The following is a 25815-nucleotide window of genomic DNA, read 5'->3' as shown; positions in this document are numbered from 1 at the left end:
GGAACAAGCCTTCCGCTTCTTGAGAAGCGCCCCATCATGTAACCTGCACGAAATTTCGCAGAGGGCCAACGTCGTCCCTCGGCACTGCATATGCCACGACGACGACGGGAGAGCCGATGCGTATCGACGCCTGGTCGCCCATGGACGGTCGCCCCGCCCAGCAGGGGCTGTACGACCCCCGTAACGAGCACGACGCCTGCGGCGTCGGGTTCGTGGCCACATTGACCGGTGTGGCCAGCCATGAGCTGGTCGAGCAGGCGCTGACCGTACTGCGCAACCTCGAACACCGCGGCGCCACCGGCTCCGAGCCCGACTCGGGCGACGGCGCGGGCATCCTGCTCCAGGTCCCGCACGCCTTCCTCCGGGAAGAGGTCTCCTTCGACCTCCCCGAGGCCGGCTCCTACGCCGTCGGCATCGCCTTCCTCCCGTCGGACGACGCCACCGACGCCGTCCGCCGCGTCGAGGAGATCGCCGCCCAGGAGGGCCTGACCGTCCTCGGCTGGCGCGAGGTCCCCGTCGCCCCCGCCCTCCTCGGCAACGGCGCCCGCCTCACCATGCCCGAGTTCCGCCAGGTCTTCGTCGCCGACGGCGCGAGCACCGGCATCGCCCTGGACCGCAAGGCGTTCGTCCTGCGCAAGCGGGCCGAGCGCGAGGCCGGGGTGTACTTCCCCTCGCTCTCCTCGCGCACCATCGTCTACAAGGGCATGCTCACCACCGGGCAGCTGGAGCCGTTCTTCCCCGACCTCTCCGACCGCCGCTTCGCCACCACGGTCGCCCTGGTCCACTCCCGCTTCTCCACGAACACCTTCCCGAGCTGGCCGCTGGCACACCCCTACCGCTTCGTCGCGCACAACGGCGAGATCAACACGGTCAAGGGCAACCGCAACTGGATGAAGGCCCGCGAGTCCCAGCTCGCCTCCGACCTGTTCGACGCTCCCGGCGACGGACACGACGGCCGGGCGAAGCTCGACCGGATCTTCCCCGTCTGCACCCCGGACGCCTCCGACTCCGCGTCCTTCGACGAAGTCCTGGAACTGCTCCACCTCGGCGGACGCTCCCTCCCGCACGCGGTGCTGATGATGGTCCCCGAGGCGTGGGAGAACCACGACTCCATGGACCCCGCCCGGCGCGCGTTCTACCAGTACCACGCCACGATGATGGAGCCCTGGGACGGCCCGGCCTGCGTGACCTTCACCGACGGCGTCCAGGTCGGCGCGGTCCTCGACCGCAACGGACTGCGCCCCGGACGCTACTGGGTCACCGACGACGGCCTCGTCGTGCTCTCCTCCGAGGTCGGCGTCCTGGACATCGACCCGGCCAAGGTCGTCCGCAAGGGCCGTCTCCAGCCCGGCCGGATGTTCCTCGTGGACACCGCCGAGCACCGCATCATCGAGGACGACGAGATCAAGGCGTCCCTCGCCGCCGAGCAGCCGTACCAGGAGTGGCTGGAGACCGGCGAGATCGAGCTGCACGACCTGCCCGAGCGCGAGCACATCGTGCACACCCACGCCTCGGTCACCCGCCGCCAGCAGACCTTCGGCTACACCGAGGAGGAGCTGCGCGTCATCCTCGCCCCGATGGCCCGCACCGCCGGGGAGCCGCTCGGCTCCATGGGCACCGACTCGCCGATCGCCGCGCTGTCCGCGCGCCCCCGGCTCCTCTTCGACTACTTCACCCAGCTCTTCGCCCAGGTCACCAACCCGCCGCTGGACGCCATCCGCGAAGAGCTCGTCACCTCGCTGCGCTCCTCGCTCGGCCCGCAGGGCAACATCCTGGAGCCGACCGCCGCGGCCTGCCGCAGCGTCACGCTGCCCTTCCCGGTGATCGACAACGACGAGCTCGCCAAACTGATACACATCAACGCCGACGGCGACATGCCGGGCATGAAGGCCGCCACCCTCGCCGGCCTCTACCGGGTCGGCGGCGGCGGCGACGCGCTCGCCGCCCGGATCGAGGAGATCTGCGCCGAGGTCGACGCCGCCATAGAGGACGGCGCGCGCCTGATCGTCCTCTCCGACCGGCACTCCGACGCCGAGCTGGCGCCGATCCCGTCGCTGCTGCTCACCTCCGCCGTCCACCACCACCTCATCCGCACCAAGCAGCGCACCCAGGTGGGCCTGCTGGTCGAGGCCGGCGACGTCCGCGAGGTGCACCACGTCGCCCTGCTCATCGGCTACGGCGCCGCCGCCGTCAACCCGTACCTCGCCATGGAGTCCGTCGAGGACCTGGTCCGCGCGGGCACCTTCATCGACGGCATCGAGCCCGAGCAGGCCATCCGCAACCTGATCCACGCGCTCGGCAAGGGCGTCCTGAAGGTCATGTCCAAGATGGGCATCTCCACCGTCGCCTCCTACCGCGGCGCCCAGGTCTTCGAAGCCGTCGGCCTCGACGAGACCTTCGTCGCGACGTACTTCAACGGCACCGCCACCAAGATCGGCGGCGCGGGCCTGGACGTCATCGCCAAGGAGGTCGCCGCCCGGCACACCAAGGCGTACCCGGCGTCCGGCATCGCCGCCTCCCACCGCGCGCTGGAGATCGGCGGCGAGTACCAGTGGCGGCGCGAGGGCGAGCCGCACCTCTTCGACCCGGAGACCGTCTTCCGCCTCCAGCACGCCACCCGCAACCGGCGCTACGACATCTTCAAGCAGTACACGGACCGGGTGAACGAGCAGTCCGAGCGGCTGATGACGCTCCGCGGCCTGTTCGGCTTCACCTCCGACCGGGCCCCGATCCCCCTCGACGAGGTCGAGCCCGCCGCCGAGATCGTCAAGCGCTTCTCCACCGGCGCCATGTCGTACGGCTCCATCTCCCGCGAGGCCCACGAGACCCTCGCCATCGCGATGAACCAGCTCGGCGGCAAGTCCAACACCGGCGAGGGCGGCGAGGACGCCGACCGCCTCTACGACCCGGCGCGCCGCTCCTCCATCAAGCAGGTCGCCTCCGGCCGCTTCGGTGTGACCAGCGAATACCTGGTCAACGCGGACGACATCCAGATCAAGATGGCCCAGGGCGCCAAGCCCGGCGAGGGCGGCCAGCTGCCCGGCCACAAGGTCTACCCGTGGGTCGCCAGGACGCGTCACTCGACGCCCGGCGTCGGCCTCATCTCGCCGCCGCCGCACCACGACATCTACTCCATCGAGGACCTGGCCCAGCTGATCCACGACCTGAAGAACGCGAACCCGCGGGCGCGGATCCACGTGAAGCTGGTCTCCGAGGTCGGCGTCGGCACCGTCGCCGCCGGGGTCTCCAAGGCCCACGCGGACGTCGTGCTCATCTCCGGCCACGACGGCGGAACGGGCGCGTCCCCGCTCACCTCGCTCAAGCACGCGGGCGGCCCCTGGGAGCTCGGCCTCGCCGAGACCCAGCAGACCCTGCTGCTCAACGGCCTGCGCGACCGCATCGTCGTGCAGACCGACGGCCAGCTCAAGACCGGCCGCGACGTCGTCATCGCCGCGCTGCTGGGCGCGGAGGAGTTCGGTTTCGCGACCGCGCCGCTCGTCGTCTCCGGCTGCGTCATGATGCGCGTCTGCCACCTGGACACCTGCCCGGTCGGCATCGCCACCCAGAACCCGGTGCTCCGCGAGCGCTTCTCCGGCAAGGCCGAGTACGTCGTCAACTTCTTCGAGTTCATCGCCGAGGAAGTCCGCGAGATCCTGGCCGAGCTGGGCTTCCGCACCATCGAGGAGGCCGTCGGCCACGCCGAGCTGCTGGACACCGACCGGGCCGTCACCCACTGGAAGGCGCAGGGCCTGGACCTGGCCCCGCTCTTCCACGTGCCCGAGCTGCCCGAGGGCGCGGTCCGCCACCGGGTCGTCGAGCAGGACCACGGCCTGACGAAGGCCCTGGACAACCAGCTGGTCAAGCTGGCCGCCGACGCGCTCGGAGCCGACAGCCCCGAGGCCGCCCAGCCGGTCCGGGCCCAGGTCGCCATCCGCAATATCAACCGGACCGTCGGCACCATGCTCGGCCACGAGGTCACCAAGAAGTTCGGCGGTGCGGGCCTGCCCGAGAACACCATCGACATCACCTTCACCGGCTCGGCCGGCCAGTCCTTCGGCGCGTTCGTGCCGCGCGGTGTCACGCTCCGCCTGGAGGGCGACGCCAACGACTACGTCGGCAAGGGCCTCTCCGGCGGCCGGGTGATCGTCCGCCCCGACCGGGGCGCCGACCACCTCGCCGAGTACTCCACCATCGCCGGCAACACCATCGGCTACGGCGCCACCGGCGGCGAGCTGTTCCTGCGCGGGCGCACCGGCGAACGCTTCTGCGTCCGCAACTCCGGCGCGCTGGTCGTCTCCGAGGGCGTGGGCGACCACGGCTGCGAGTACATGACCGGCGGCCACGCCGTCGTCCTCGGCGAGACCGGCCGCAACTTCGCCGCCGGCATGTCGGGCGGCATCGCCTACGTCATCGACCTGGACCGCGACAACGTCAACGCGGGCAACCTCGGCGCCGTCGAGGAACCGTCCGACGCCGACCGGCAGTGGCTGCACGACGTCGTGCGCCGCCACCAGGAGGAGACCGGCTCCACCGTCGCCGAGAAGCTGCTCGCCGAGTGGGACACCGCGGCGACCCGCTTCAGCAAGATCATCCCGTCCACGTACAAGGCAGTGCTCGCCGCCAAGGACGCCGCTGAGCTCGCCGGTCTCTCCGAGCAGGAGACCACCGAGAAGATGATGGAGGCGGCGACCCATGGCTGACCCCAAGGGCTTCCTGACCACCGGACGCGAAGTCGCGCGGACCCGTCCCGTGGACGAGCGCGTCAAGGACTGGAACGAGGTCTACGTTCCGGGCTCGCTGCTCCCGATCATCAGCAAGCAGGCCGGGCGCTGCATGGACTGCGGCATCCCGTTCTGCCACAACGGCTGTCCGCTCGGAAACCTGATCCCCGAGTGGAACGACTACGCCTACCGCGAGGACTGGACCGCTGCCTCCGAGCGGCTGCACGCCACGAACAACTTCCCGGAGTTCACCGGGCGGCTGTGCCCGGCGCCCTGCGAGTCGGCCTGTGTGCTCGGCATCAACCAGCCGGCCGTCACCATCAAGAACGTCGAGGTCTCCATCATCGACAAGGCGTGGGAGAGCGGGGACGTCACCCCGCAGCCGCCCGAGCGCCTCTCCGGCAAGACCGTCGCGGTCATCGGCTCGGGCCCGGCGGGACTCGCCGCCGCCCAGCAGCTGACCCGGGCCGGCCACACGGTCGCCGTCTACGAGCGCGCGGACCGCATCGGGGGCCTCCTGCGGTACGGCATCCCCGAGTTCAAGATGGAGAAGTCGCACATCAACCGCCGCATCGAGCAGATGCGCCTGGAGGGCACCAAGTTCCGTACGGAGGTGGAGGTCGGCAAGGACGTCGACGCCGCGAAGCTCCGCCGCCGCTACGACGCGGTCGTCATCGCGGCCGGCGCCACCGTCTCCCGCGACCTGCCGGCCCCCGGCCGCGAACTGGGCGGCATCCACTTCGCCATGGAGTACCTGCCGCTCGCCAACAAGGTGCAGGAGGGCGACCTGACGGTCTCCCCGATCAGCGCCGAGGGCAAGGACGTCGTCGTCATCGGCGGCGGCGACACCGGAGCGGACTGCGTCGGCACCGCCCACCGCCAGGGCGCGGCCTCCGTCACCCAGCTGGAGATCATGCCGAAGCCGGGCGAGGAGCGGAACGCCAACCAGCCCTGGCCGACCTTCCCCATGCTCTACAAGGTCACCTCCGCGCACGAGGAGGGCGGCGAGCGGGTCTACTCCGTCTCCACCACCCACTTCGAGGGCGACGAGCACGGGAACGTCGCGGCCCTCCACCTGGTCGAGGTCGAGTTCAAGGACGGTAAGCTGGAGCAGAAGCCCGGCACGGAGCGGCGCATCCCCGCGCAGCTCGTCACCCTCGCCATGGGCTTCACCGGAACCGACCAGTCCAACGGTCTGGTCCAGCAGTTCGGCCTGGAGCTCGACGAGCGCGGCAACGTGGCCCGCGACGAGCACTACGCGACCAACGTCGACGGCGTCTTCGTCGCCGGAGACGCCGGACGCGGCCAGTCGCTCATCGTCTGGGCCATCGCCGAGGGCCGCTCCGCGGCCCGCGGTGTGGACCGGTTCCTGACCGGGACCAGTGCCCTGCACGCGCCGATCCGCCCGACGGACCGGTCCCTGCTGGTCTGACCCACCCGGGAACCCCTGGGCCACGAGCCCCGGGGAGCCCCCACCACACGTCCCGTACAACGGCGTACGGAACTGAACGCGGCGCCTGCCTGTCCCCGACCGGACTCAGCGGGCGCCGTGGCGCGTCCGGGGCAGGGCCGTGCCTCGGACGGCCCGTCGGCCGGCGTCTCAGCGGGAGCCCGCCCGCGCCCCGGCCGGAGCCGGTCCCGCGCCTCAGCCGCCGGTGAGCGCCGCCGTCCTGAGCGCGACCACGGCGGCGAACAGACCCAGCAGGACGAACCCGGCCGCGAGCTGGACGCGCCCGGTCCGCAGTTTCGCGGGCGCGTAGGCCAGCCCGTACGTCACCAGCGCCCCCGTCAGCAGCCCGCCCAGATGCCCCTGCCACGACGTGAACGCGGCCGAGACCAGCATCCAGAGCAGGAAGCCGGCCAGGAAGCGGTTGAGGGCCGCCAGGTCGCGGCCGAGCCGCCGGTTGATGACGTAGTACGACGCGGCCAGCCCGAACACCGCGCCGGACGCGCCGACCGTCGCGTCGTCCGGGGCCAGCAGGTACACGGCGACAGAACCGCCGAGGGCGGACAGCAGGTACAGCGCCAGACAGCGGACCCGGCCCAGCTGGCCCTCCACCTGCCGGCCGATGTTCCACAGGGCCAGCATGTTGAAGAGCAGGTGCATCACGCCGAACGAGGTGTCCGGCGGCAGGTGCAGGAAGGCTCCCGTCAGCAGCCGGTACCACTCGCCGTCGGCGATGCCGGTCATCGTGTACCCGTGGAACGCGTCGCCCCGGTAGTAGTACTGTCGTCCGTCCGGCCCGGTCAGGGCCACGCCCAGCACCGCGAACCGGTCCACGACCTCGGGCCGGACCACCTCGGCGAGGTAGGCCAGGACGTTGAGCGCCATGAGGACGTACGTGACCACCGGCGCGGCGGGCCCGGACACCGCGCCGCCGAAGACGGTCCGGGGCCGCCGCACCGACCGCTGCCCCTCCTCGACGCACTCCGCGCAGTGGTGGCCGACGGCGGCCTCGCGCATGCAGTCCGGGCAGACGGGGCGCTCGCAACGGGTGCAGCGCACACAGGTCTCGTACGACGGATGGCGGTAGCACGTGGTGGCGGCGGCCTCCATGGCCGGCTCCTTCACTGGAGGGTGCGTTGCGGCGGGGGAGCCGGTGAGGGCGGCGGCGATCAAGATAGCGAACCGCCCGGCGGGACCGAGCGCCCGGGGCGGGGTGTGCCGGGCGTCGGGGCCGGGGCGGTGGCCGGACCGGCGCGACACGCCCTACGCTCGCGGTCCGCGGTCCGCGGTCCGCGGTCCGCGGTCCGCGGTCCGCAGTCCACAGTCCACAGTCCACAGTCCACAGTCCACAGTCCACGGAGGTTCGTCATGCCCGGCTCGTCCACCGCGCAGGAACCTCCGCCGGCCGTGCGCGTCCTGCGCGCCGCCGGCCGTCCGCCCGTGCCGTGGCGTAACGGCGGCGGGCTCACCCGCGAGATCGCCACCGCGCCCGAAGCCGCCGGCCCGGACGCCTTCGACTGGCGGGTGAGCCTCGCGGAGGTCGCCGCCGACGGGCCCTTCTCCGTCTTCCCCGGCGTCGACCGCACCCTGACCGTGGTCGAGGGCGCGGGCATGGACCTGCTCGTCGGGGGCGAGCACCACATCGTCGACGAGCCGCTGTGGCCCCACGACTTCCCCGGCGACCGGCCGACCGAGGGCTTCCTGCTGTCCGGACCGGTCGTCAACCTCAACGTCATGCACCGCCGGGCGCGGACACGGGCGGAGACCGCGGTGGTCTGCGGCACGGTCCGGCTGTCGCCGCCGCCGGGCGGCGCGGTGCTGGCCGTCTCGTTGGACGACGGGGCCGTGATCGACGGCACGGACCTCCGGCTGGACCGCTACGACGCGGTGCTGGCCGAGGGGGCGTCGCCCGGTGTCCTGCGCACGATGGGCCAGGCGGTGGTGATCACGTTCTCGCAGGTGTGAGCCGACGGGGAATCCGGACGGAGGATGTCGGGTTTCCCGTGTTCGATGGTGCTCATGACTTCGCCCACCACCGTTTCCTGGGACGGGTTCGCCGCGGCCGAGCCCGACTTCGCCGACACCGCACGCCGCCGCTTCCGGCTCTACCGGCACCACGTCCTCGCCACCCTGCGGAAGGACGGCTCGCCCCGGGTCACCGGGCTGGAGGCGGACTTCCGCTTCGGTGAACTCCTGCTCGGCATGATGCCGAACTCCCGCAAGTACCTGGACCTGCTGGCCGATCCGCGCTTCGCGCTCCAGGCCAACCCGGGACCCGACGCCGAGATGAACGACGGCGACGTCCGCGTCAGCGGCCGGGCGGTGGAGATCACGGACCCCGCCTTCCTCGCCCGTTACGTCGAGGACGCGACCCCTCCCGAGCCGTTCCACCTCTTCCGCGCCGAGCTGACCGAGGTGGTGCGCACGGCACTGGACGGGGAGGCCCTGGTCATCCAGTCCTGGCGGCCCGACCGGCCGCTGCGGACCGTGCGCCGCACCGGCGGCGACGAGCCGCCCACCGAGGTGCCGGCGGGCTGACCGCGCCCGCGGCGGGCGGGCCGACCCGGACCGCCCCGCCGCGTACGGTGCCGCTCCCGCCTCCCGCCTCCCGCCTCCCTGCTCCGCCCGCTTACCGCCTCCCGCCCTCCGCCCGCCCTCAGCCCGCCAGCACCCGGGCCCGGCAGGCGGACGGCGTCCCCCAGGCGTCCCGCAGCGGCCGGGCCCGGCGCAGCCACCAGGCCAGGTCCAGCTCCTCGGTGTAGCCCACCGCGCCGTGCAGTTGCAGCGCCGTGCGGGCCGCCGCGTACGCCGCCTCGCCCGCCGCCGCCTTCGCCGCCGCGACGGCGGCCCCCGCCCCGGGCGACCCGTCGGCCAGCGCGAGGGCCGCCCCGTACAGCAGCGGGCGGGCGAACTCCAGGCCGATCAGGGTGTCCGCGAGCCGGTGCTTGACCGCCTGGAAGGAACCGACGCTCACGCCGAACTGGGTGCGCTGCTTCACGTACGCCACCGTGGCCCGCAGCAGCTCCTCCCCGCAGCCGAGCGCCTGGGCCGCCGTCGCGAACGCCGCCCAGTCGGCCGCCGTCCGTGCCGCGCGGGTCACCGACGGCCCGGCCGCGAGCACGTCGCCGCCCGCCTCGGGGGTGAAGAGCCGACGCGCCGGATCGGCCGAGACCGTCAGCGGTCCGGGCCCCGGCGCGAGCCGCAGCGCGCCGCCGCCGACGGTGAAGACCGCCCCGGCGGCGTCGGCGTCCAGCGCGTACGGCCCGTGCCCCTCCAGCAGCAACGTCACCGGCGCGCCGCCCGCGACGATCCGGGGCAGCCACTCCTCGGCCGCCGTCCCGCCCACCGCGTCCAGCAGCACCGCCGCCGCCACGCTCTCCGCCACCGGGCCGATCACCGCGTGCCGCCCCAGCTCGACGCAGGCGACGGCCAGCTCCACCGGAAGCGGCCCCGCACCGCCGTACGCCTCCGGCACGGCCGGTGCGAACACGCCCGCGTCCCCGAGCCGCTTCCACAGGGCCAGCCCCGGACCGTGCTCGCCACCGGCCCAGGCGCGGGCCGCCGCCACCGTGCCGGCCGCGCTCAGCATCGCGTCCAGGGAACGCGCGAAGTCCCGCTGCCCGTCGTCCAGGAGGAACACCGTCAACGCCGTCCCTTCGGCAGACCGAGCAGTCGCTCGGCGATGATGTCGCGCTGGATCTCGTTCGTCCCCGCGTAGATCGGCCCGGCCAGCGCGAAGACGTAGCCCTCGGCCCACGCCGAATCCGCCGCCTCCGCGTCCGCGCCCAGCAGATCGAGCGCCGTCTCGTGCAGCGCGATGTCGAGCCGCGACCAGAAGACCTTGTTCAGGCTGGACTCCGCCCCGGCCGAGCCTCCCGCGGCGAACCGGGACGCGGACGCCTGCGTGAACAGCCGGTAGGCCCGTGCCCCGATCACCGCGTCCGCCACCCGGTCCCGCAGCGCGGTGTCCGCCGGGTCGCCCGCCTCCCGCCACAGTCGGTTCAGCCGGTCGGCCGCGGCCAGGAAGCGGCCGGGCGAGCGCAGGGTGAGCCCCCGCTCGTCCCCGGTGGCCGACATCGCGATGCGCCAGCCCTGCCCCGGCTCCCCGACGACGTCCGCGTCCGGTACGAAGACGTCGTCGAGGAAGATCTCGGCGAAGGCGGGCTTCCCGTCCAGCCGCCCGACCGGCCGGACCGTGACGCCGGGCGCTCGCAGGCCGAACATCAGATACGTGAGCCCGTGGTGCGGCTTCGCGGCCCCGGGGTCCGAACGGAAGATCCCGAACGCCCGGTCCGCGAACGCAGCCCGCGACGACCACGTCTTCTGCCCCGACAGCAGCCATCCGCCGTCCGTGCGCACCGCGCGCGAGCGCAGCGAGGCGAGGTCGGAGCCCGCCTCCGGCTCCGACCACGCCTGCGCCCAGACACACGCGCCGCTCGCCATCGGCGGCAGCAGGCGGGAGCGCTGCTCGGCGGTGCCGTGGTCGAACAGGGTCGTGGCGTGGAGGCTGATCCCGTTCTGCGACACCCGGCCCGGCGCGCCCGCCGCCCAGTACTCCTCCTCGAACGCCAGCCAGCCGAAGATGTCCGCGCCCCGGCCGCCGTACTCCTTTGGCCAGGAGACCGCCGACCACCCGCCTTCGTACAGCCGCGCCTCCCACTCCCGGTGCGCTGCGAACCCCTCCCGGGTCTCCAGGGAGGGCAGCGGCCGGGCCGGTACGTGGGTCCGCAGCCACGCGCGCGCCTCGGCCCGCAGCGCCTCCACCGCCGCCGTCTGCGCCAGATCCATCCGCCCTCACCCGCCCCGCCTCCGCGCGGTGCGCGGACTCGTCGATCCCGGCAGTCTTCCCGATCCCGGCAGTTTTCCCTAACAAGTGTTTGGTAGGTTAACGTACCGGACACCCCCCGTCGAGGATCCGCGGACCCGAGGAGCACGGGCCATGAGCGCACCGCCGTACCTGCCCGGACACGGGCTGCTGGCCGGCCGCGGCGCGGTCGTCACCGCCGCCGCCGGAGCGGGCATCGGCGGGGCCACCGCCCGCAGGTTCCTGGAGGAGGGCGCCCGGGTGGTCATCGGCGACGTCCACGCCCGCCGCCTCGCGGAGAGCACCCGCGCCCTCGCCGACGAGTTCGGCGGCGACCGCGTCACCTCCCTGCCCTGCGACGTCACCGACGAGGACCAGGTCCAGGCCCTCTTCGCGCACGCCGAACGCGCCCACGGACGCCTCGACATCGTCGTCAACAACGCCGGACTCGGCGGCACCGCCGAACTCACCGAGATGACCGACGACCAGTGGACCAAGGTCCTCGACACCACCCTGAACGGCACCTTCCGCTGCACCCGCGCCGCCCTGCGCTCCCTCAAGGCGTCCGGTGCCGGGGGAGTCGTCGTCAACAACGCCTCCGTCCTCGGCTGGCGCGCCCAGCGCGGCCAGGCCCACTACGCCGCCGCCAAGGCCGGTGTCATGGCCCTCACCCGCTGCGCCGCGCTCGAAGCCGCCGACTACGGCGTACGCGTCAACGCCGTCGCCCCCAGCCTCGCCATGCACCCCCACCTGGCCAAGGCCGCCTCCGCCGAACTCCTCGCCGAACTCACCGAGAAGGAGGCGTTCGGCCGGTACGCCGAGCCCTGGGAGATCGCCAACGTGATCGTCTTCCTGGCGAGCGGCTACTCCTCGTACATGACCGGCGAGGTCGTCTCCGTCAGCAGCCGGCATGCGTGAACGCGCGGGCGGCGGGCGGACAATGGGAGGGTGCCTACCAAGAAGAAGCCCCAGGTGACCCCCACCCCCGCACGGCGGCGCGAACTCCTCGCCACCGCCGCCGAGGTCTTCGCCGCCCAGGGCTACAACGCCACCACCGTCCGCCGGATCGCGGACGAGGCGGGGATGCTCGCCGGCAGCCTCTACTACCACTTCGATTCCAAGGAATCGATGGTCGACGAGATCCTCTCCACCTTCCTCGACGAGCTCTGGCAGGGCTACGACGCCGTCCTGGCGGCCGGACTCGGCCCGCGCGCGACCATCGAGGCCCTGGTCACCGAGTCCTTCCGGCAGATCGACCGGCACCGCCCCGCCGTCGCGATCTACCAGAAGGAGTCCCGGCACCTCGCCACCCAGCCGCGCTTCGCCTACCTCGCCGACTCGCAGGAGAAGTTCGAGAAGGCGTGGCTCGGCGCCCTGGAGCGCGGCGTCGCCGAAGGCGTCTTCCGCGACGACCTCGACGTCCGCCTCACCTACCGCTTCGTCCGCGACACCGTCTGGGTCGCCGCCTCCTGGTACCGGCCCGGCGGACACCACAGCCCCGAGGAGATCGCCCGCCAGTACCTCTCGACGGTGCTCGACGGGATCACCCCGCGTACCTGACGGGGGCCGCGCCCCCACGAGCCCACCAAGGAGCAGCAGCCATGGCCGAGGTCTACATCGTCGAAGCGGTGCGCACCCCCGTCGGACGGCGCAAGGGGGGCCTCGGAGCCGTCCACCCCGCCGACCTCGGGGCGCACGTCCTCAAGGAGCTCGTCGCCCGCGCCGGCGTCGACCCGGCGGCCGTCGAGGACGTCGTCTTCGGCTGCCTGGACACCGTCGGCCCGCAGGCCGGCGATATCGCCCGCACCTCCTGGCTGGCGGCCGGCCTGCCCGAGGAGGTCCCCGGCGTGACCGTCGACCGCCAGTGCGGCTCCTCCCAGCAGGCGCTCCACTTCGCGGCCCAGGGCGTCCTCTCCGGCACCCAGGACCTCGTCGTCGCGGGCGGCACGCAGAACATGACGCAGATCCCGATCGCCTTCGCCTCCCGCCAGGCCGCCGAACCCCTCGGCCTCACCGACGGCCCCTACGCGGGCAGCGAGGGCTGGCGCGCCCGCTACGGCGACGCCCCCGTCAACCAGTTCCACGGCGCGCAGCTGATCGCCGAGAAGTGGGGCATCAGCCGCCGGGACATGGAGGAGTTCGCCCTCGCCTCGCACCGGCGGGCGGTCCGCGCCATCGACGAGGGCCGCTTCGCCCGCGAGACCGTCCCGTACGGGGACGTCGCCGTCGACGAGGGGCCGCGCCGCGACACCACCCTGGAGAAAATGGCCGGTCTGCGACCCGTCCTGGAGGGCGGCACCATCACCGCGGCCTGCTCCTCGCAGATCTCCGACGGCGCCGCCGCCCTGCTGATCGCCTCCGAACGGGCCGTCGCCGAGCACGGCCTCACCCCGCGCGCCCGCGTCCACCACCTGTCCGTGCGGGGCGAGGACCCGATCCGGATGCTCTCCGCGCCGATCCCGGCCACCGCCCACGCCCTGAAGAAGACCGGCCTCACGATCGACGACATCGACCTCGTCGAAATCAACGAGGCATTCGCCCCGGTCGTCCTCGCCTGGCTGAAAGAGACCGGCGCGGACCCGGCGCGGGTCAACGTCAACGGCGGCGCCATCGCGCTGGGCCACCCGCTCGGCGCGACCGGCGCCCGGCTCATGACGACGCTCCTGCACGAACTGGAACGCACCGGTGGCCGCTACGGTCTCCAGACCATGTGCGAGGGCGGCGGCCAGGCCAACGTCACCGTCGTCGAACGGCTCTGACGGCCCGGCGCGCGGTCCCCGCCGGCCACTGTCCGGACACCCGCCGTACCCCTTCTGGTCAGCGAGGACTTCCCCCGGGCGGGGCGAAGCGATCCGCCGCCCGGGGGAAGGACGTGCTACGGTGTTCCCGTTGCAGTTTTGGTACCCATGAACTTTATGTGCGCCTGACGGGAATGCTTCCTCAGGCGCTTTATTGTTTTCCGGCTTTCTCCGGATGGGGCTCAATGCGGCGACTTGGAATCCGTGAAGTGCGGATTTCCGGCACTGCACCTCTTTTAGGAGAATGACATGGCTACTGGAACCGTGAAGTGGTTCAACTCGGAAAAGGGCTTCGGCTTCATCGAGCAGGACGGCGGCGGCGCCGACGTCTTCGCCCACTACTCCAACATCGCCACCCAGGGCTTCCGTGAGCTCCAGGAGGGCCAGAAGGTCTCCTTCGACGTCACGCAGGGCCAGAAGGGCCCGCAGGCGGAGAACATCGTCCCGGCCTGATCGCCGGACGCGTACCTCGCTGACCGGGGCCCGCACCGTGAAGGTGCGGGCCCCGGTTTGTGCTGTCCGAGCCACACCCCGTCACGTGCGCGCATCCTGGGGGCGCACGAGAGGCGGTCGGACCAGTGCATCGCAGTAATCCGACTCCGCAGTTGCCCAGGAATCCCCCAGGAGGGCAATTCCGTATGACTCGCATCGAACGCCAGGACCGTCCCGCCCGCAACCGCCCCGTCCGGGGCCGCGGCCAAGGCCAGAGCTCGGCTCCGGCCCCGTCGAACCCCCGGGGCGCGGCGCGCGGCAAGGCCCCGGCCCGCCGCCGCCCGGCCGGGCCGCAGGGCGAGTTCGCCCTGCCGCAGACCGTGACCCCCGCGCTGCCCGCCGTCGAGGCGTTCGCGGAGCTGGAGATGCCCGCCGCGCTGCTGAAGACCCTCACCGCGCAGGGCGTCACCGAGCCGTTCCCGATCCAGGGCGCGACCCTGCCGAACTCGCTGGCCGGCCGTGACATCCTCGGCCGCGGCCGTACCGGCTCGGGCAAGACCCTCGCCTTCGGCCTCGCCCTGCTCGCCCGCACCGCCGGCCGCCGCAGCGAGCCCCGCGCCCCGCTCGCCCTGGTCCTCGTACCGACCCGTGAGCTGGCCCAGCAGGTCACCGACGCGCTCACGCCGTACGCCACCTCCGTCAACCTGCGGCTCGCCACCGTCGTCGGCGGCATGTCCATCACCAAGCAGTCCGCCACGCTGCGGCGCGGCGCGGAAGTCCTCGTCGCGACGCCGGGACGGCTCAAGGACCTCATCGAGCGCGGCGACTGCCGGCTGGACGAGGTCGCCATCACCGTCCTCGACGAGGCCGACCAGATGGCCGACATGGGCTTCATGCCGCAGGTCGTCGCCCTCCTCAAGCAGGTCGAGGAGGACGGCCAGCGGATGCTGTTCTCCGCCACGCTCGACAAGAACATCGACCGCCTGGTCAAGATGTTCCTCACCGACCCGGTCGTGCACTCGGTCGACCCGTCGGCCGGTGCGGTCACCACGATGGAGCACCACGTCCTCCACGTCCTCGACGAGACCGACAAGAAGGCCGTCGCCACGAAGATCGCGGCCCGCGACGGCCGGGTGATCATGTTCGTCGACACCAAGCGGGCCGCCGACCGCTTCGCCAAGCGGCTCCTCGCCAGCGGGGTACGGGCCGCGGCCCTGCACGGCGGGCGCTCCCAGCCGCAGCGCAATCGGACGCTGGACCAGTTCAAGAACGGCCAGGTCACCGCGCTCGTCGCGACGAACGTGGCGGCCCGCGGCATCCACGTGGACGACCTCGACCTGGTCGTCAACGTGGACCCGCCGACCGACCACAAGGACTACCTCCACCGCGGCGGGCGCACCGCGCGCGCCGGGGAGTCCGGCAGCGTCGTCACGCTCGTCCTGCCGGAGGAGAAGCGCGAGATGACCCGGCTGATGCAGGACGCGGGCATTGCGCCGCGCACCACGCGGATCACCTCCGGCGACGAGGAGCTGAGCCGGATCACCGGGGCGCGCGAGCCCTCGGGTGTCGCGATCGTCATCGAGGTCCCGCAGCCCACTCCGCCGAAGCAGCGGACGCGGTCGGGCGGTACGGCGGGCGGCTCCGGCGGCGGGGGCGCGGTGCGCTCCGGGAGCCGGGGGCGGGGTCGGCGCGGTGGCGCGGGTGGCGCCGGTGCGGGTGCGGCTGGCGGCGCTCAGGGCGGCGGCGAGGCGCGGGGCGCGGGTCGGTCCGGCGGTGGTTCCGCACGGGGCGGGGCCGGCCGGGCGGGCGAGTCCCGGGGTGCGGGTGCGGGGCGGTCCGGTGCGGGGCGCGGTGGTGCGGGGGCGGCGCGGGGGCGTCGGGCCGCGTAGCGGGTGCGGGTGTGTCGGGGCGGGGGCTTTCGGGCCTCTGCCCCGGACCCCGGTCCTCAACCGCCGGACGGGCTTGATTCGGGCGGACCTGGTTTTCGCCCGGTCGGTGGGGCGGGCTTGAGAGGGGCGGGGTCACGGCGGCGGGAGCGTCGTTCGGGTTCGGGTGGCTTCCGTCATGATGCGGTCGACCAGGGCCGCCACGGTCGGCAGATCGTCGATCAGCGCCGCCACCTGCCCCGCCGCCATGATCCCGAGATCCGTGCGGCCGTCGACCATGGACGCCCTGAGCAGCATCGGCGTGTTCGCCGCCAGCAGCGTCTGGCTCCAGCTCAGGTCCTTGCCGTGCCGCATCGCCAGGCCCTCGCGCACCATGCGGGGCCAGCTCAGGCCCGAGAGCCGGCGGAAACCGGAGGCCCGGCGTACCGCCTGCGCCAGCGAGCGCAGCCGGCCCGCTCCCTCCAGCGCGGCCACCATCTCCGTACGGAGCATGCGGTGCGGCAGCCCGTCCACCGCCGTCGTCAGCGTGATGTCCCGGGCGGTCGCCGCCAGGTAGCGGGCCTTCACCGCGTCCGGGACCGTCGACTCGGCCGTCAGCAGGAAGCGGGTGCCCATCGCGACGCCCGCCGCCCCGAACGCCAGCGCGGCGATCAGCCCGCGGCCGTCGTGGAAGCCGCCCGCGGCGATCACCGGGAGGTCCACGGCGTCGACGACCTGCGGCAGCAGGACCGTCGTCGCCACGCTGCCCGTATGACCGCCGCCCTCGCCGCCCTGCACGACCACCGCGTCCGCTCCCCAGGCCGCGACCTTCTCCGCGTGCCGTACGGCCCCCACCGAGGGGATCACGATGACGCCCGCGTCCTTCAGCTCCGCGATCAGCTCCCTGGACGGCGCGAGCGCGAACGACGCCACCCGCACCCCCTCCTCGACGATGATCCGGACCCTCTCCCGGGCGTCCCCGGCATCGGCGCGCAGGTTGACGCCGAAGGGCTCCCCGGTCCGGGATCTCACCTCCCTTACGGCGGAGCGCAGTTGGTCCGGCGACATCGTCGCCGAGGCCAGCACGCCCAGGGCGCCGGCCCGTGCGGTGGCGGTGACCAGGCGCGGGCCGGAGACCCAGCCCATGCCGGTCTGGACGATCGGATGGCGGACGCCGACCAGGTCGGTCAGGGCGGTGCGCATCAGGACCGGACCTCGCGGTCGCGGGTGCCGGCCGGGTCCAGGACCTCGCGGATCAGGCGGAGTTCGGCGGAGGTGGGGGTGCGGGTGTACGGGACCTCGCCGGGCGTCGCGAGCGGGAAGCCGGTCGCCTCGCGGACCGCGTCGACCGTGGTGCCGGGATGGACCGAGACCAGCCGCATGGAGCGGTCCGGCGTCCCGAAGTCGAACACCCCGAGATCGCTGACCACGCGCGGGATGCGGTGGAAGCGGGTCGCGGAGGGCCCCGCCGCCTCCGCCCGGTCGTGGCCGACCCCGCAGACCATGTCGACGCGCTCGACGAAGACCCGGCGGGAGTGCCGGGGGATCCAGTAACTCACCGGGTTGTTCAGGGTGTTGACGGGTGCGCCCCGTACGCCCAGGAGTTGCCGGGCGGGCTGCTCCCAGTCGCCGACGCAGGAGATGTTCTGGTTGCCGAAGCGGTCGATCTGGCTCGCGCCCATCATGACGTGCCGCCGGCCTCCGGTGACCAGCGTCAGATGCCTGCGGTAGGGCAGCCAGCCCTCCGGCGTGCCGTCCGCGCCCACGAGCGTCGCCTCGCCGTCGGTGAGCAGCAGGTCGGGGGCGAAGGTGAGCCGGGCCAGCCGCGCGCCGACGGACGGGATCACGCCCATCGGCGCGGCCAGTACCTCGCCGTCGCCGCGCCACGCCTCGGCGCAGGCGATCACGCAGTACTCGGCGCGGGTGGCCGGAGGAGGGTCCGCCGGGGCGGCGGGCGGGGTGGTGCCGTGCGGCGCGGTCACTTCTGCTCCTCGTGCCAGGTGCGGACGGCTTGCAGGTAGCTCTTCTCGTCGCCGTGGTCGGGCAGGAAGCGCTCACGGAACGCGGCCCACGCGGCGGGGTCGGCCGCGGCGGTCGCGTACGCCTTCTGGAACGGCTCGTCGCGCGGGTGGTCGGGGACGCAGGAGGTGAAGTGCGCGCCGCCCGGCGTCTCCACGACCCCGGCGACCGAGTGCCGCTGGATCAGGAGGGTCTGGACCGCTGTCTCGCCGCCGGTCAACTCGGCCGTCTCCACGAGTCGTTCGCACGACACGTACGCGCGGTCCGCGGCCTCGCAGAACAGGTCGTCGAAGTACGGGTCGGGGCCCAGGTACTGGCCGTTGCCCAGCCGGTCCGCCCGGTTCACGTGGACCAGCGCCGCGTCCATCCGCAGGGCCGGGGCCGCGACGAACTCCTCGCCGTCCTCGTACGGTGAAACGACCGTGCGCAGACCGGGGTTGACCCGCATGACGTCGGAACCGAGGCCCGCGCGCACCGGCAGGAACGGCAGCCGGTTGGCCGCCGCGTGCAGCCCCCACAGGAACATCGCCTCGTCGATCTCCGTCAGCGCGATCCTTCCGCCCTCCCGGGCCGCCCGGAAGTGCGGCTCCAGCGGAACGGAGTCCAGCGTCACGAACGGCGCGACCAGCCGGCGGATCCGACCGGCGGCGGCGAGCAGTCCGACGTCCGGCCCGCCGCAGGAGACCACCGTCAGATCGGTGACCGGGGACCGCAGCAGCGCGCGCACCAGGGCCATCGGCTTGCGGCGCGAACCCCAGCCGCCTATGCCGACCGTCATGCCGCTGCTCAGCCGGTCGACGACGTCCTCGGGCGTCATGCTCTTGTCGGTCACGGTCGGGCCTCCTCGCCGAAGGTGTCGCGGACCCGCGCCGCCGTCCCGGCGAGGTTCGCCTCGAACGTGAAGCCCTGTTCGAAGCGGTAGCTGCGCCGGACGTCCACCGGGTCGACGCCGTTGATCGCGGCCTTGGCCAGCCGCAGCAGATGGCCGTCCTTGCCGGCGATCTCCCGCGCCAACTCCAGAGCCGCGTCGAGGAGTCCGTCACCCGGGACGACCCGCCAGACCGATCCGTGGGCGTGCAGTTCGGCCGCGGTCACGGTGCGCGAGGTGTAGTACAGCGTCCGCATCAGGTGTTGCGGCACCAGCCGGGCCAGATGCGTCGCGGCCCCGAGCGCGCCCCGGTCCAGTTCGGGCAGGCCGAAGACGGCGTCCTCGGCCGCCACGATGGCGTCCGCGTTCCCGACGAGGCCGATCCCGCCGCCCAGGCAGAAGCCCTGCACCGCCGCGACGACCGGGACCTCGCACTCGTAGACGGCGGCGAACGCCTCGAAGCAGCCGCGGTTGGCGCCGATCAGGGCCGTGTGGCCCGGGTCGCGCACCAGTTCCTTGATGTCCACGCCGGCGTTGAAACCGCGGCCCGCGGCGGCCAGGACGACGCAGCGCGCCTCCGGGTCGCGGCCCGCCGCGCGTACGGCGTCGGCCAGCTCGTACCAGCCCTGTACGGGAAGTGCGTTGACGGGCGGACAGTCGACGGTGACGACGCGGACGCCGTCGGCGGGACGTGCGGTGGAGACACGCATCGGAGGATCAGCTACCTTTCCACCAAACATTTGTTAGGTGGACGGTAGCAGTCACGCACCCGGCCGCCAACCGGCAGATGGTACTGATGGACCGTCAATCAGGCTTTCAGCATCGGGAGATGAGATGTCCGAACGCAGTGGAGGGCTCTGTGCGGGCCGGGTCGTCGTCGTCACGGGGGCCGGGCGGGGCCTCGGCCGCGCCCATGCCCTCGCCTTCGCCGCCGAGGGGGCCCGGGTCGTCGTCAACGACCTCGGCGTCGGCCTCGGCGGCGACGGCGGCTCCGCGGGACCGGCGCGCGAGGTCGTCCGGGAGATCGCGGACCTCGGCGGCGAAGCCGTCGTCCACGACGGGGACATCGCCACCGCCGACGGCGCGGCCTCCCTGATCGGCACCGCCCTGGAGGCATTCGGGCGGCTGGACACACTGGTCAACAACGCCGGTTTCCTGCGCGACCGGATGCTGGTCAACCTGGAGGAGGACGACTGGGACGCGGTGATGCGGGTCCACCTCAAGGGCCACTTCCTGCCGTTGAAGCACGCCGCCGCCCACTGGCGCGCCGAGGCGCGGGCCGGGCGCCCGCCCCTCGCGCGGGTCGTCAACACCAGCTCCGGCGCGGGGCTCCTCGGCAGCGTGGGCCAGGGCAACTACGCGGCGGCCAAGGCCGGGATCGTGGCGCTGACCCTGGTGGCCGCGGCCGAACTGGGCCGGTACGGCGTCCAGGTCAACGCCCTCGCCCCGGCCGCCCGGACCAGGATGACCGAGCGGACCTTCGCCGAGGCGATGGCGGCCCCCGGAGCGGGCAGGTTCGACGCGATGGCGCCCGCGAACGTCTCGCCCCTGGTGGTCTGGCTCGGCTCCGCGGCGAGCGACGGGGTGACGGGCCGTGTCTTCGAGGCCGAGGCCGGCCGGATCACGGTCATGGAAGGCTGGCGGCCCGGCCCCACCGACGACGCGGGGGCCCGCAGGTCACCGGCCGAGGCGGGCGAGACGGCACTCCGGCTGCTGGCCGACGCGGAGAAGCCGCAGCGGGTCTACGGCAGCGCCTGACGCCCCGGCCGAAGTGGGCGCGACGGGGACTGCGCGGCGCTGTCCACGGGCATGCCGACGACCGCTCCCTCGCGCGGGGCCGGTGCGCCGGGCCGGTCCGCCAGGGGTTCGCGCCGGGGCGTCGGCATGCTCCTGAGCCCCCGGCCCGCACCGGGCGGGTCCGCCCGTCACCCGTGCTCCGTTCCGCCCTCGCGGCCCACCGTGCCCTCCAGCAGCGCCACGATCTCCCCGTGGCCCGTGTGCTGGTCCATCCCCGCAGCCGGGACCCCGTCGCGCAGGAGCTCCACCGCCACCGTCTCCTCGCCGTGCGCCCGCCCGCGCCGCACCACCGTGTCGAGACCGGGGCCGTACGCCTCCTCCAGCCGCCGCAGCAACTCCCGCTCCGGGTCGAGCGCGGCCAGCCGCCGTGCCTCCGCGAGCGCCGCGACGCCGTCCCGCGCGCCCGCGCCCGACGTCGCCCCGTGCTCCAGCAGGGCCCGTACCGTCCGCACCGAACCGCGCCGGGCCGCCGGCACCAGCGGCGCTTCGCCCTCCGGGCCGGGCAGCAGCGGATCGGCGCCCCACTCCAGCAGCAGCTCCACGGTCGGGGCGTGGCCCAGCCCGACCGCCCAGCGCAGCGCGGTGAATCCGAACTGCTCGGGCAGATCGGGCCGCGCCCCGGCGGACAGCAGCGCCTCCACCACCTCGGTGTGGCCGCCGCACGCCGCCCCGCACAGCGGCAGGTCGCCCGACTCCGGGCCGCTCGGCCGGTCGGGGTCCGCACCCGCCACGAGCAGCAGCCGCACCGCCGCGGGCCGGTCCTGGACCGCGGCCAGGTAGAGCGCCGTCGTGCCCTCGGCGTCGCTCGAATCGGCCGACGCGCCCGCGCGCAGCGCCCGCACGACCGCGTTCTCGTCCTCGTGCAGCGCGTCGAACAGGCTCGCGGCGAGCAGGCCGGGGTTCAGCGGGCCTGGGTCGAACAGGCTTGGTTCGCCCCTGATCGGATCGTTCGTCATGCTTCGACCCTACGGCGACGCCGATCGCGGCCGGTCCTCGCGCCTCGGCCCGGGGCGCGTGCTCAGGGCGCTCGGGGCGCTCAGGTGTCGCACTCCAGGACCGTGCGGCACAGCCCGCACCGCACGCCGACCCGGCCCCGGACGGGGGCCCGGATGCGCTGGTGGCAGGTGGGGCAGGCGAAGGAGACCCGCAGGCCCTCGCCGGACGCCTCGAAGACGTAACCGGCCTCCGTCCGCCGGGCGGTGTCCGGGTGTGCGCGGGCGTGGCGGCGGTCCCGGGCGTATCGGCGGCGGCCCGCCCACCCGGCGTCGGCCAGCGGCGGCCCGCGCAGCTCGGCGAGGGCCCGCGCGCGGCCTTCGGTGTACGCCGTGTACGCCTGCGGGCTGGTGAACCAGGGGGCGGGGTCCTCGCCGAACGCGAGCGCGCGCTTGGCCAGGACGTACCCGAACTCCTCCGGCGTGAGATAGCCGAGCTTCTGGCGCGAGACGGCGTCCTGCCGGAAGGCGTCCAGCAGCAGCCAGCCGGCGCCGAGGTAGGCCGTCGTGGTGTCGGTCAGGATCTCGTTGGCGCGCGTACCGGGGAAGGCGAGGCCCAGGCGGTGCAGCAGGACGTGGGTGATCTCGTGCGCGAGGGCCGCGCCGACGTCCCGGCGGTGGGTGCGGAAGCGGTCGTTGAGCTCGACGAAGTACTCGGGGCCCGCGGTCAGTTCCACGCTCGCCGCGTGCTCCATGGTGCGGAAGCCGACGACCACCCGGGCGTCGGGCAGCCGCAGGTGCCGGACCAGGGACCGGGCCACCCGCCGCGCGCCGAGGTGGAGGTCGTCGTCGTCCGCGAGGGCGGCGTCGGCGGGCGGGACGCTGGTGGCGTAGGAGCGCAGGCCGTCGGGGGAGAGCCGCCGGTAGAGGGCGGTGATGGCGGAGCGGACGGTGTCGAGATGCGGAAAGCCGTGCACGACCGGTGCGGCCCGGTTGCCGTTCGCCATGCCGAATCCCCCCGTCCGCGGCGTTCAACGGACCTCCACTGTAGGCCGGGACGCTGACAGTGGCCGAAATATATGGCCTTTTCTCTGGCTGAATCGCGCTCCTTGTGGCGGCGGTCACGGGCTACCGATAATCGGATCGTTCTTGTCGGGTGCATGACTAGCCGGTCGGCGCCGGCTGCGCTCGCCCCTGCTCGGACCCCGCACCAGGACCTTCGCAACCCCCCGCGCCCCCCACGAGAGAAGGCATTCCGTGAAGCAGCTTCTGCGCGTCCTCAAGAGATGTTCCGTCGCCGTGGCCGCCGTCGCCCTCGCGACCGTCAGCCTCCAGCCCGCCTCCGCCGCCCCCAACCCCGTCGTCGGCGGCACCCGCGCCACGCAGGGCGAATTCCCGTTCATGGTCCGCCTCTCCATGGGCTGCGGCGGCGCGCTCTACGCCCAGGACATCGTCCTGACCGCGGCCCACTGCGTCGACGGATCGGGCAACAACACCTCGATCACCGCCACCGCGGGCGTCGTCGACCTCCAGTCCGCGAGCGCCGTCAAGGTCAAGTCCACCAAGGTCCTCCAGGCCCCCGGCTACAACGGCACCGGCAAGGACTGGGCGCTGATCAAGCTCGCCAAGCCCATCAACCAGCCCACGCTCAAGATCGCCACCACCACGGCGTACAACCAGGGCACCTTCACGGTGGCCGGCTGGGGCGCCGCGCGCGAGGGCGGCGCACAGCAGCGCTACCTCCTCAAGGCCAACGTCCCCTTCGTCTCCGACGCCGACTGCAACGCCGCGTACGGCAACCTCGTCGCCGGCGAGGAACTGTGCGCCGGCCTCCTCGGCACCGGCGGCGTCGACACCTGCCAGGGCGACTCCGGCGGCCCGATGTTCCGCCGCGACAACGCCGGAGCCTGGATCCAGGTCGGCATCGTCAGCTGGGGCCAGGGCTGCGCCCGGCCCGACTACCCGGGCGTCTACACCGAGGTCTCGACCTTCGCCTCGGCCATCGCCTCCGCCGCCGCCACCCTCTGACGACCCCGCCCCCGCCGCCGCACCGGTCGCGACCCGCGGCACGGGGAGACGACCGGCGGACCCGGGCCGGGCGGACACGCGGCCCGGCCGCCGCTGATCACGACTGAACCCCTCCGGGGGCGCCCGTACGGACGGGCGCCCCCGGACCCAGTTCCACGTACGGACCGCCCGCGCCCTCCAGCTCCAGCACCCACACCTCGTTGACGCCCTCGCGCAGCACCGGCCCCGGAACGTACAGCGTCTCCTGCGGCCCCGCCGACCAGTACCGGCCCAGGCAGAAGCCGTTCACCCACACGAAGCCCCGCGTCCAGCCCGGCAGTTCCAGCCCCGCGTGATCCGCCCGCGCCCCGCCCCCCACGGTGAACACCCCCCGGTACAGCCCCGCCGGCCCGCCGCCCGCGCCGCCCGCCCCGGCCGGAACCGGCCCGAACGGCACCGCCGCCACCGCCTGAGCGTCCTCGAACGCGTCCAGCCGCAGCCCCCGGGCCCGTACACCGTGCAGATACTGCCGCTCGTGCAGCACCCCGCCCGTCACACCCTTCGGCTCGCCCAGCCGGGGACCGTAGTTGACCCGGCCCAGCGACTCCACCCACAGCTCCACCTCCGCCGGACCGGCGACCGGCTCCGCCAGGACGGCGTCCTCCTCCGTCAGCACCCCGGCCCGCACCCCGTCCACGTACACCACCGCACGGTCCCGCAGCCCCCGGACCTCCAGCGGATACGGGACACGGGGACCCGGTACCGCGACCCGGTAGCGCACCAGCCCCCGGTCCACGCCCAGCTCCTCGAACGTCGGCGCCACCCCCGACTCCGGCGGCTCCGGATCGCCCAGCGCCTCCAGCACGTCCCCCAGCGGCGCCCACGCCCCCAACTCGGCCCGCACCGGCTCCGCGAGCCCGGCCGGCTCCGGCGGCAACCCGGGCAACGGCCCCTCGGCGTACGGCTCCAGCACCTTCCGGAACAGCCCGAACTTCTCCGTCGGCCGCCCGTACTCGTCGATCGGCGCGTCGTAGTCGTACGACGTCACGGTCGGACGGAGCTCCCCGTCCTGCAACGGACCGGAACGGTTCGCCCCGGCCCAGCCCCCGAAGTTCGTGCCCCCGTGCGCCATGTAGAGGTTCACCGACGCCCCGCACCCCAGGATCTCCCGCAGCGCGTCAGCCGCCCCCGCCGCGTCCCGCACCACCGGCTCCGCGCCCCAGTGCTCGAACCAGCCGCACCAGAACTCCATGCACATCAGCGGCCCCCCGGGCCGGTGGCGGCGCAGCACCCCGAAGCCCTCCCGCGCACCCGAACCGAAGTTCGCCGTGGCCAGCAGCCCCGGCACCGACCCGCCCGTCAGCATGTGGTCCTCCGGACCGTCCGACGTGAACAGCGGAACGCTCACCCCGCACCGCCGCAGCAGCCCCGCCAGCCACTCCAGATACACCGCGTCACTGCCGTAGCTTCCGTACTCGTTCTCCGCCTGCACCATGACCACCGGGCCGCCCCGGTCGACCTGGCGGCGCACGACCTGCGGCATCAGCTCCCGGAACCAGCGCTCCACCGCCGCGAGGTACTCCGCGTCCCTGGTCCGCACCCGACGCCCGAACCGCCCCGTCACCCAGACCGGCAGCCCGCCGTTCTCCCACTCCGCGCAGATGTACGGCCCCGGCCGCACGATCGCCAGCAGCCCGGCCCGCCCCGCCGCGTCCAGGAACCGGCCGAGCGCCGCCACGTCCCGGAAACCGCCCGCACGCGGCTCGTGCAGATTCCACGGCACGTACGTCTCCACGCAGTTCAGCCCCATGGCCGCCAGCATCGACAGCCGGTGCTCCCACTGCTCCTCGTGCACCCGGAAGTAGTGCAGCGCCCCCGACAGAAGCCGCACCGGCTTCCCGCCGAGCCGGAAGCAGTCGTCCCCCACGGTGAAGTCGGTCATCGTGCTCGAACTCTCCTGAACCCCTCGGGCCGCCCCGCGCGACACGGTCCGCCCAGCCTCACCCCTGGCGCCGGAGGGGTCCATGGACAAAGATCACTGCTCATTGGACGCAGCGCGCCGGGCCCGCGACCGGGCCCGCGACCGGCCGCGCGGCCCGGCACACCGGCACCCCCGCACACCGGG

General features: G+C 73.5%; 21 protein-coding genes. 11 read left to right on the top strand and 10 right to left on the bottom strand.

Annotated elements, in window-relative coordinates; translation table 11 throughout:
- Window positions 1-116 precede the first annotated feature (116 nt).
- Both gltB and EES43_RS06115 read left to right on the top strand, forming a co-directional pair.
- Window positions 117-4700, top strand: coding sequence for a glutamate synthase large subunit (gene gltB / locus EES43_RS06120; RefSeq protein ID WP_124267755.1), 4584 nt, complete (start codon window positions 117-119; stop codon window positions 4698-4700).
- Window positions 4693-6153 carry a glutamate synthase subunit beta gene (locus EES43_RS06115; RefSeq protein WP_124267754.1) on the top strand — a complete coding sequence of 487 codons (1461 nt, stop codon included), beginning with the start codon at window positions 4693-4695 and terminating at the stop codon, window positions 6151-6153. The genes gltB and EES43_RS06115 overlap by 8 nt, the downstream gene beginning before the upstream one ends.
- 213 nt (window positions 6154-6366) lie before the next feature.
- Here EES43_RS06115 and EES43_RS06110 read toward each other — a convergent pair whose 3' ends face one another.
- The gene (locus EES43_RS06110) at window positions 6367-7278 is read right to left on the bottom strand and encodes a rhomboid family intramembrane serine protease (protein WP_124267753.1); all 912 of its coding nucleotides are present in this window, start codon (window positions 7276-7278) and stop codon (window positions 6367-6369) included.
- 258 nt (window positions 7279-7536) lie between these two features.
- Here EES43_RS06110 and EES43_RS06105 point away from each other — a divergent pair, with 258 nt between their 5' ends.
- The gene (locus EES43_RS06105; protein ID WP_124267752.1) at window positions 7537-8133 is read left to right on the top strand and encodes a HutD/Ves family protein; all 597 of its coding nucleotides are present in this window, start codon (window positions 7537-7539) and stop codon (window positions 8131-8133) included.
- A 45-nt stretch (window positions 8134-8178) separates the two neighbouring features.
- Entirely contained in the window at window positions 8179-8706 is a 528-nt protein-coding gene (locus EES43_RS06100; protein ID WP_124267751.1) for a pyridoxamine 5'-phosphate oxidase family protein, read from the top strand.
- Window positions 8707-8824: 118 nt separating this feature from the next.
- Here the strand turns inward: EES43_RS06100 and EES43_RS06095 are convergent, their stop codons facing one another.
- Window positions 8825-9757 carry an acyl-CoA dehydrogenase family protein gene (locus tag EES43_RS06095; protein ID WP_124271811.1) on the bottom strand — a complete coding sequence of 311 codons (933 nt, stop codon included), beginning with the start codon at window positions 9755-9757 and terminating at the stop codon, window positions 8825-8827.
- A gap of 53 nt (window positions 9758-9810) precedes the next feature.
- Window positions 9811-10956 carry an acyl-CoA dehydrogenase family protein gene (locus EES43_RS06090; RefSeq protein WP_124267750.1) on the bottom strand — a complete coding sequence of 382 codons (1146 nt, stop codon included), beginning with the start codon at window positions 10954-10956 and terminating at the stop codon, window positions 9811-9813.
- Window positions 10957-11107: 151 nt separating this feature from the next.
- On the opposite strand from EES43_RS06090, the gene EES43_RS06085 reads away from it, so the two are divergent.
- From EES43_RS06085 to EES43_RS06065, 5 genes are all read left to right on the top strand, one after another.
- The gene (locus EES43_RS06085) at window positions 11108-11890 is read left to right on the top strand and encodes an SDR family oxidoreductase (RefSeq protein WP_124267749.1); all 783 of its coding nucleotides are present in this window, start codon (window positions 11108-11110) and stop codon (window positions 11888-11890) included.
- Between the two features lie 30 nt (window positions 11891-11920).
- Window positions 11921-12532, top strand: a complete 612-nt coding sequence (locus tag EES43_RS06080) for a TetR/AcrR family transcriptional regulator (RefSeq protein WP_164493120.1) — start codon at window positions 11921-11923, stop codon at window positions 12530-12532.
- 41 nt (window positions 12533-12573) lie between these two features.
- Window positions 12574-13731 carry an acetyl-CoA C-acetyltransferase gene (locus EES43_RS06075; RefSeq protein WP_124267748.1) on the top strand — a complete coding sequence of 386 codons (1158 nt, stop codon included), beginning with the start codon at window positions 12574-12576 and terminating at the stop codon, window positions 13729-13731.
- A gap of 288 nt (window positions 13732-14019) precedes the next feature.
- Window positions 14020-14223: a cold-shock protein gene (locus EES43_RS06070; protein ID WP_015607926.1), complete on the top strand. Its 204-nt coding sequence runs from the start codon at window positions 14020-14022 to the stop codon at window positions 14221-14223.
- A 185-nt stretch (window positions 14224-14408) separates the two neighbouring features.
- The gene (locus EES43_RS06065; protein ID WP_124267747.1) at window positions 14409-16091 is read left to right on the top strand and encodes a DEAD/DEAH box helicase; all 1683 of its coding nucleotides are present in this window, start codon (window positions 14409-14411) and stop codon (window positions 16089-16091) included.
- 132 nt (window positions 16092-16223) lie between these two features.
- On the opposite strand, the gene EES43_RS06060 is transcribed toward EES43_RS06065, so the two are convergent.
- Genes EES43_RS06060 through EES43_RS06045 form a run of 4 tightly spaced genes read right to left on the bottom strand, consistent with a single transcriptional unit; the run spans window position 16224 to window position 19664 of the window.
- A complete protein-coding gene (locus EES43_RS06060) occupies window positions 16224-17270 on the bottom strand; it encodes an NAD(P)H-dependent flavin oxidoreductase (protein WP_124267746.1) in 1047 nt (348 codons plus the stop codon).
- Complete coding sequence (locus EES43_RS06055; protein WP_124267745.1) at window positions 17270-18049, bottom strand: CoA-transferase subunit beta; 780 nt, start codon at window positions 18047-18049, stop codon at window positions 17270-17272. Before EES43_RS06055 ends, EES43_RS06060 begins: the two co-directional genes overlap by 1 nt.
- Window positions 18046-18903 (bottom strand): CoA transferase subunit A, encoded by an 858-nt coding sequence (locus tag EES43_RS06050; protein ID WP_124271809.1) that lies wholly within the window; start codon window positions 18901-18903, stop codon window positions 18046-18048. The genes EES43_RS06055 and EES43_RS06050 overlap by 4 nt, the downstream gene beginning before the upstream one ends.
- A gap of 11 nt (window positions 18904-18914) precedes the next feature.
- Window positions 18915-19664 (bottom strand): enoyl-CoA hydratase family protein, encoded by a 750-nt coding sequence (locus tag EES43_RS06045; protein WP_124267744.1) that lies wholly within the window; start codon window positions 19662-19664, stop codon window positions 18915-18917.
- Window positions 19665-19788: 124 nt separating this feature from the next.
- Between EES43_RS06045 and EES43_RS06040 the strand changes: the two genes are divergently transcribed.
- Window positions 19789-20712 carry an SDR family oxidoreductase gene (locus EES43_RS06040; protein WP_124267743.1) on the top strand — a complete coding sequence of 308 codons (924 nt, stop codon included), beginning with the start codon at window positions 19789-19791 and terminating at the stop codon, window positions 20710-20712.
- 167 nt (window positions 20713-20879) lie between these two features.
- On the opposite strand, the gene EES43_RS06035 is transcribed toward EES43_RS06040, so the two are convergent.
- On the bottom strand, window positions 20880-21707 hold the full coding sequence (locus tag EES43_RS06035) for an ankyrin repeat domain-containing protein (protein ID WP_124267742.1): 828 nt from the start codon (window positions 21705-21707) through the stop codon (window positions 20880-20882).
- 80 nt (window positions 21708-21787) lie between these two features.
- Complete coding sequence (locus EES43_RS06030) at window positions 21788-22690, bottom strand: hypothetical protein (protein ID WP_124267741.1); 903 nt, start codon at window positions 22688-22690, stop codon at window positions 21788-21790.
- 250 nt (window positions 22691-22940) lie between these two features.
- Between EES43_RS06030 and EES43_RS06025 the strand changes: the two genes are divergently transcribed.
- A complete protein-coding gene (locus EES43_RS06025) occupies window positions 22941-23711 on the top strand; it encodes a S1 family peptidase (protein ID WP_124267740.1) in 771 nt (256 codons plus the stop codon).
- A 97-nt stretch (window positions 23712-23808) separates the two neighbouring features.
- On the opposite strand, the gene EES43_RS06020 is transcribed toward EES43_RS06025, so the two are convergent.
- Window positions 23809-25632, bottom strand: coding sequence for a glycoside hydrolase family 35 protein (locus tag EES43_RS06020; RefSeq protein WP_124267739.1), 1824 nt, complete (start codon window positions 25630-25632; stop codon window positions 23809-23811).
- Window positions 25633-25815 lie beyond the last annotated feature (183 nt).

The sequence above is a fragment of the Streptomyces sp. ADI96-02 genome (genome assembly GCF_003846185.1).
In the GTDB taxonomy this organism is placed as follows: domain Bacteria; phylum Actinomycetota; class Actinomycetes; order Streptomycetales; family Streptomycetaceae; genus Streptomyces.
The sequence above is the reverse complement of the archived record's forward strand: the minus strand, read 5'-3'. Positions and strand labels throughout refer to the sequence as shown.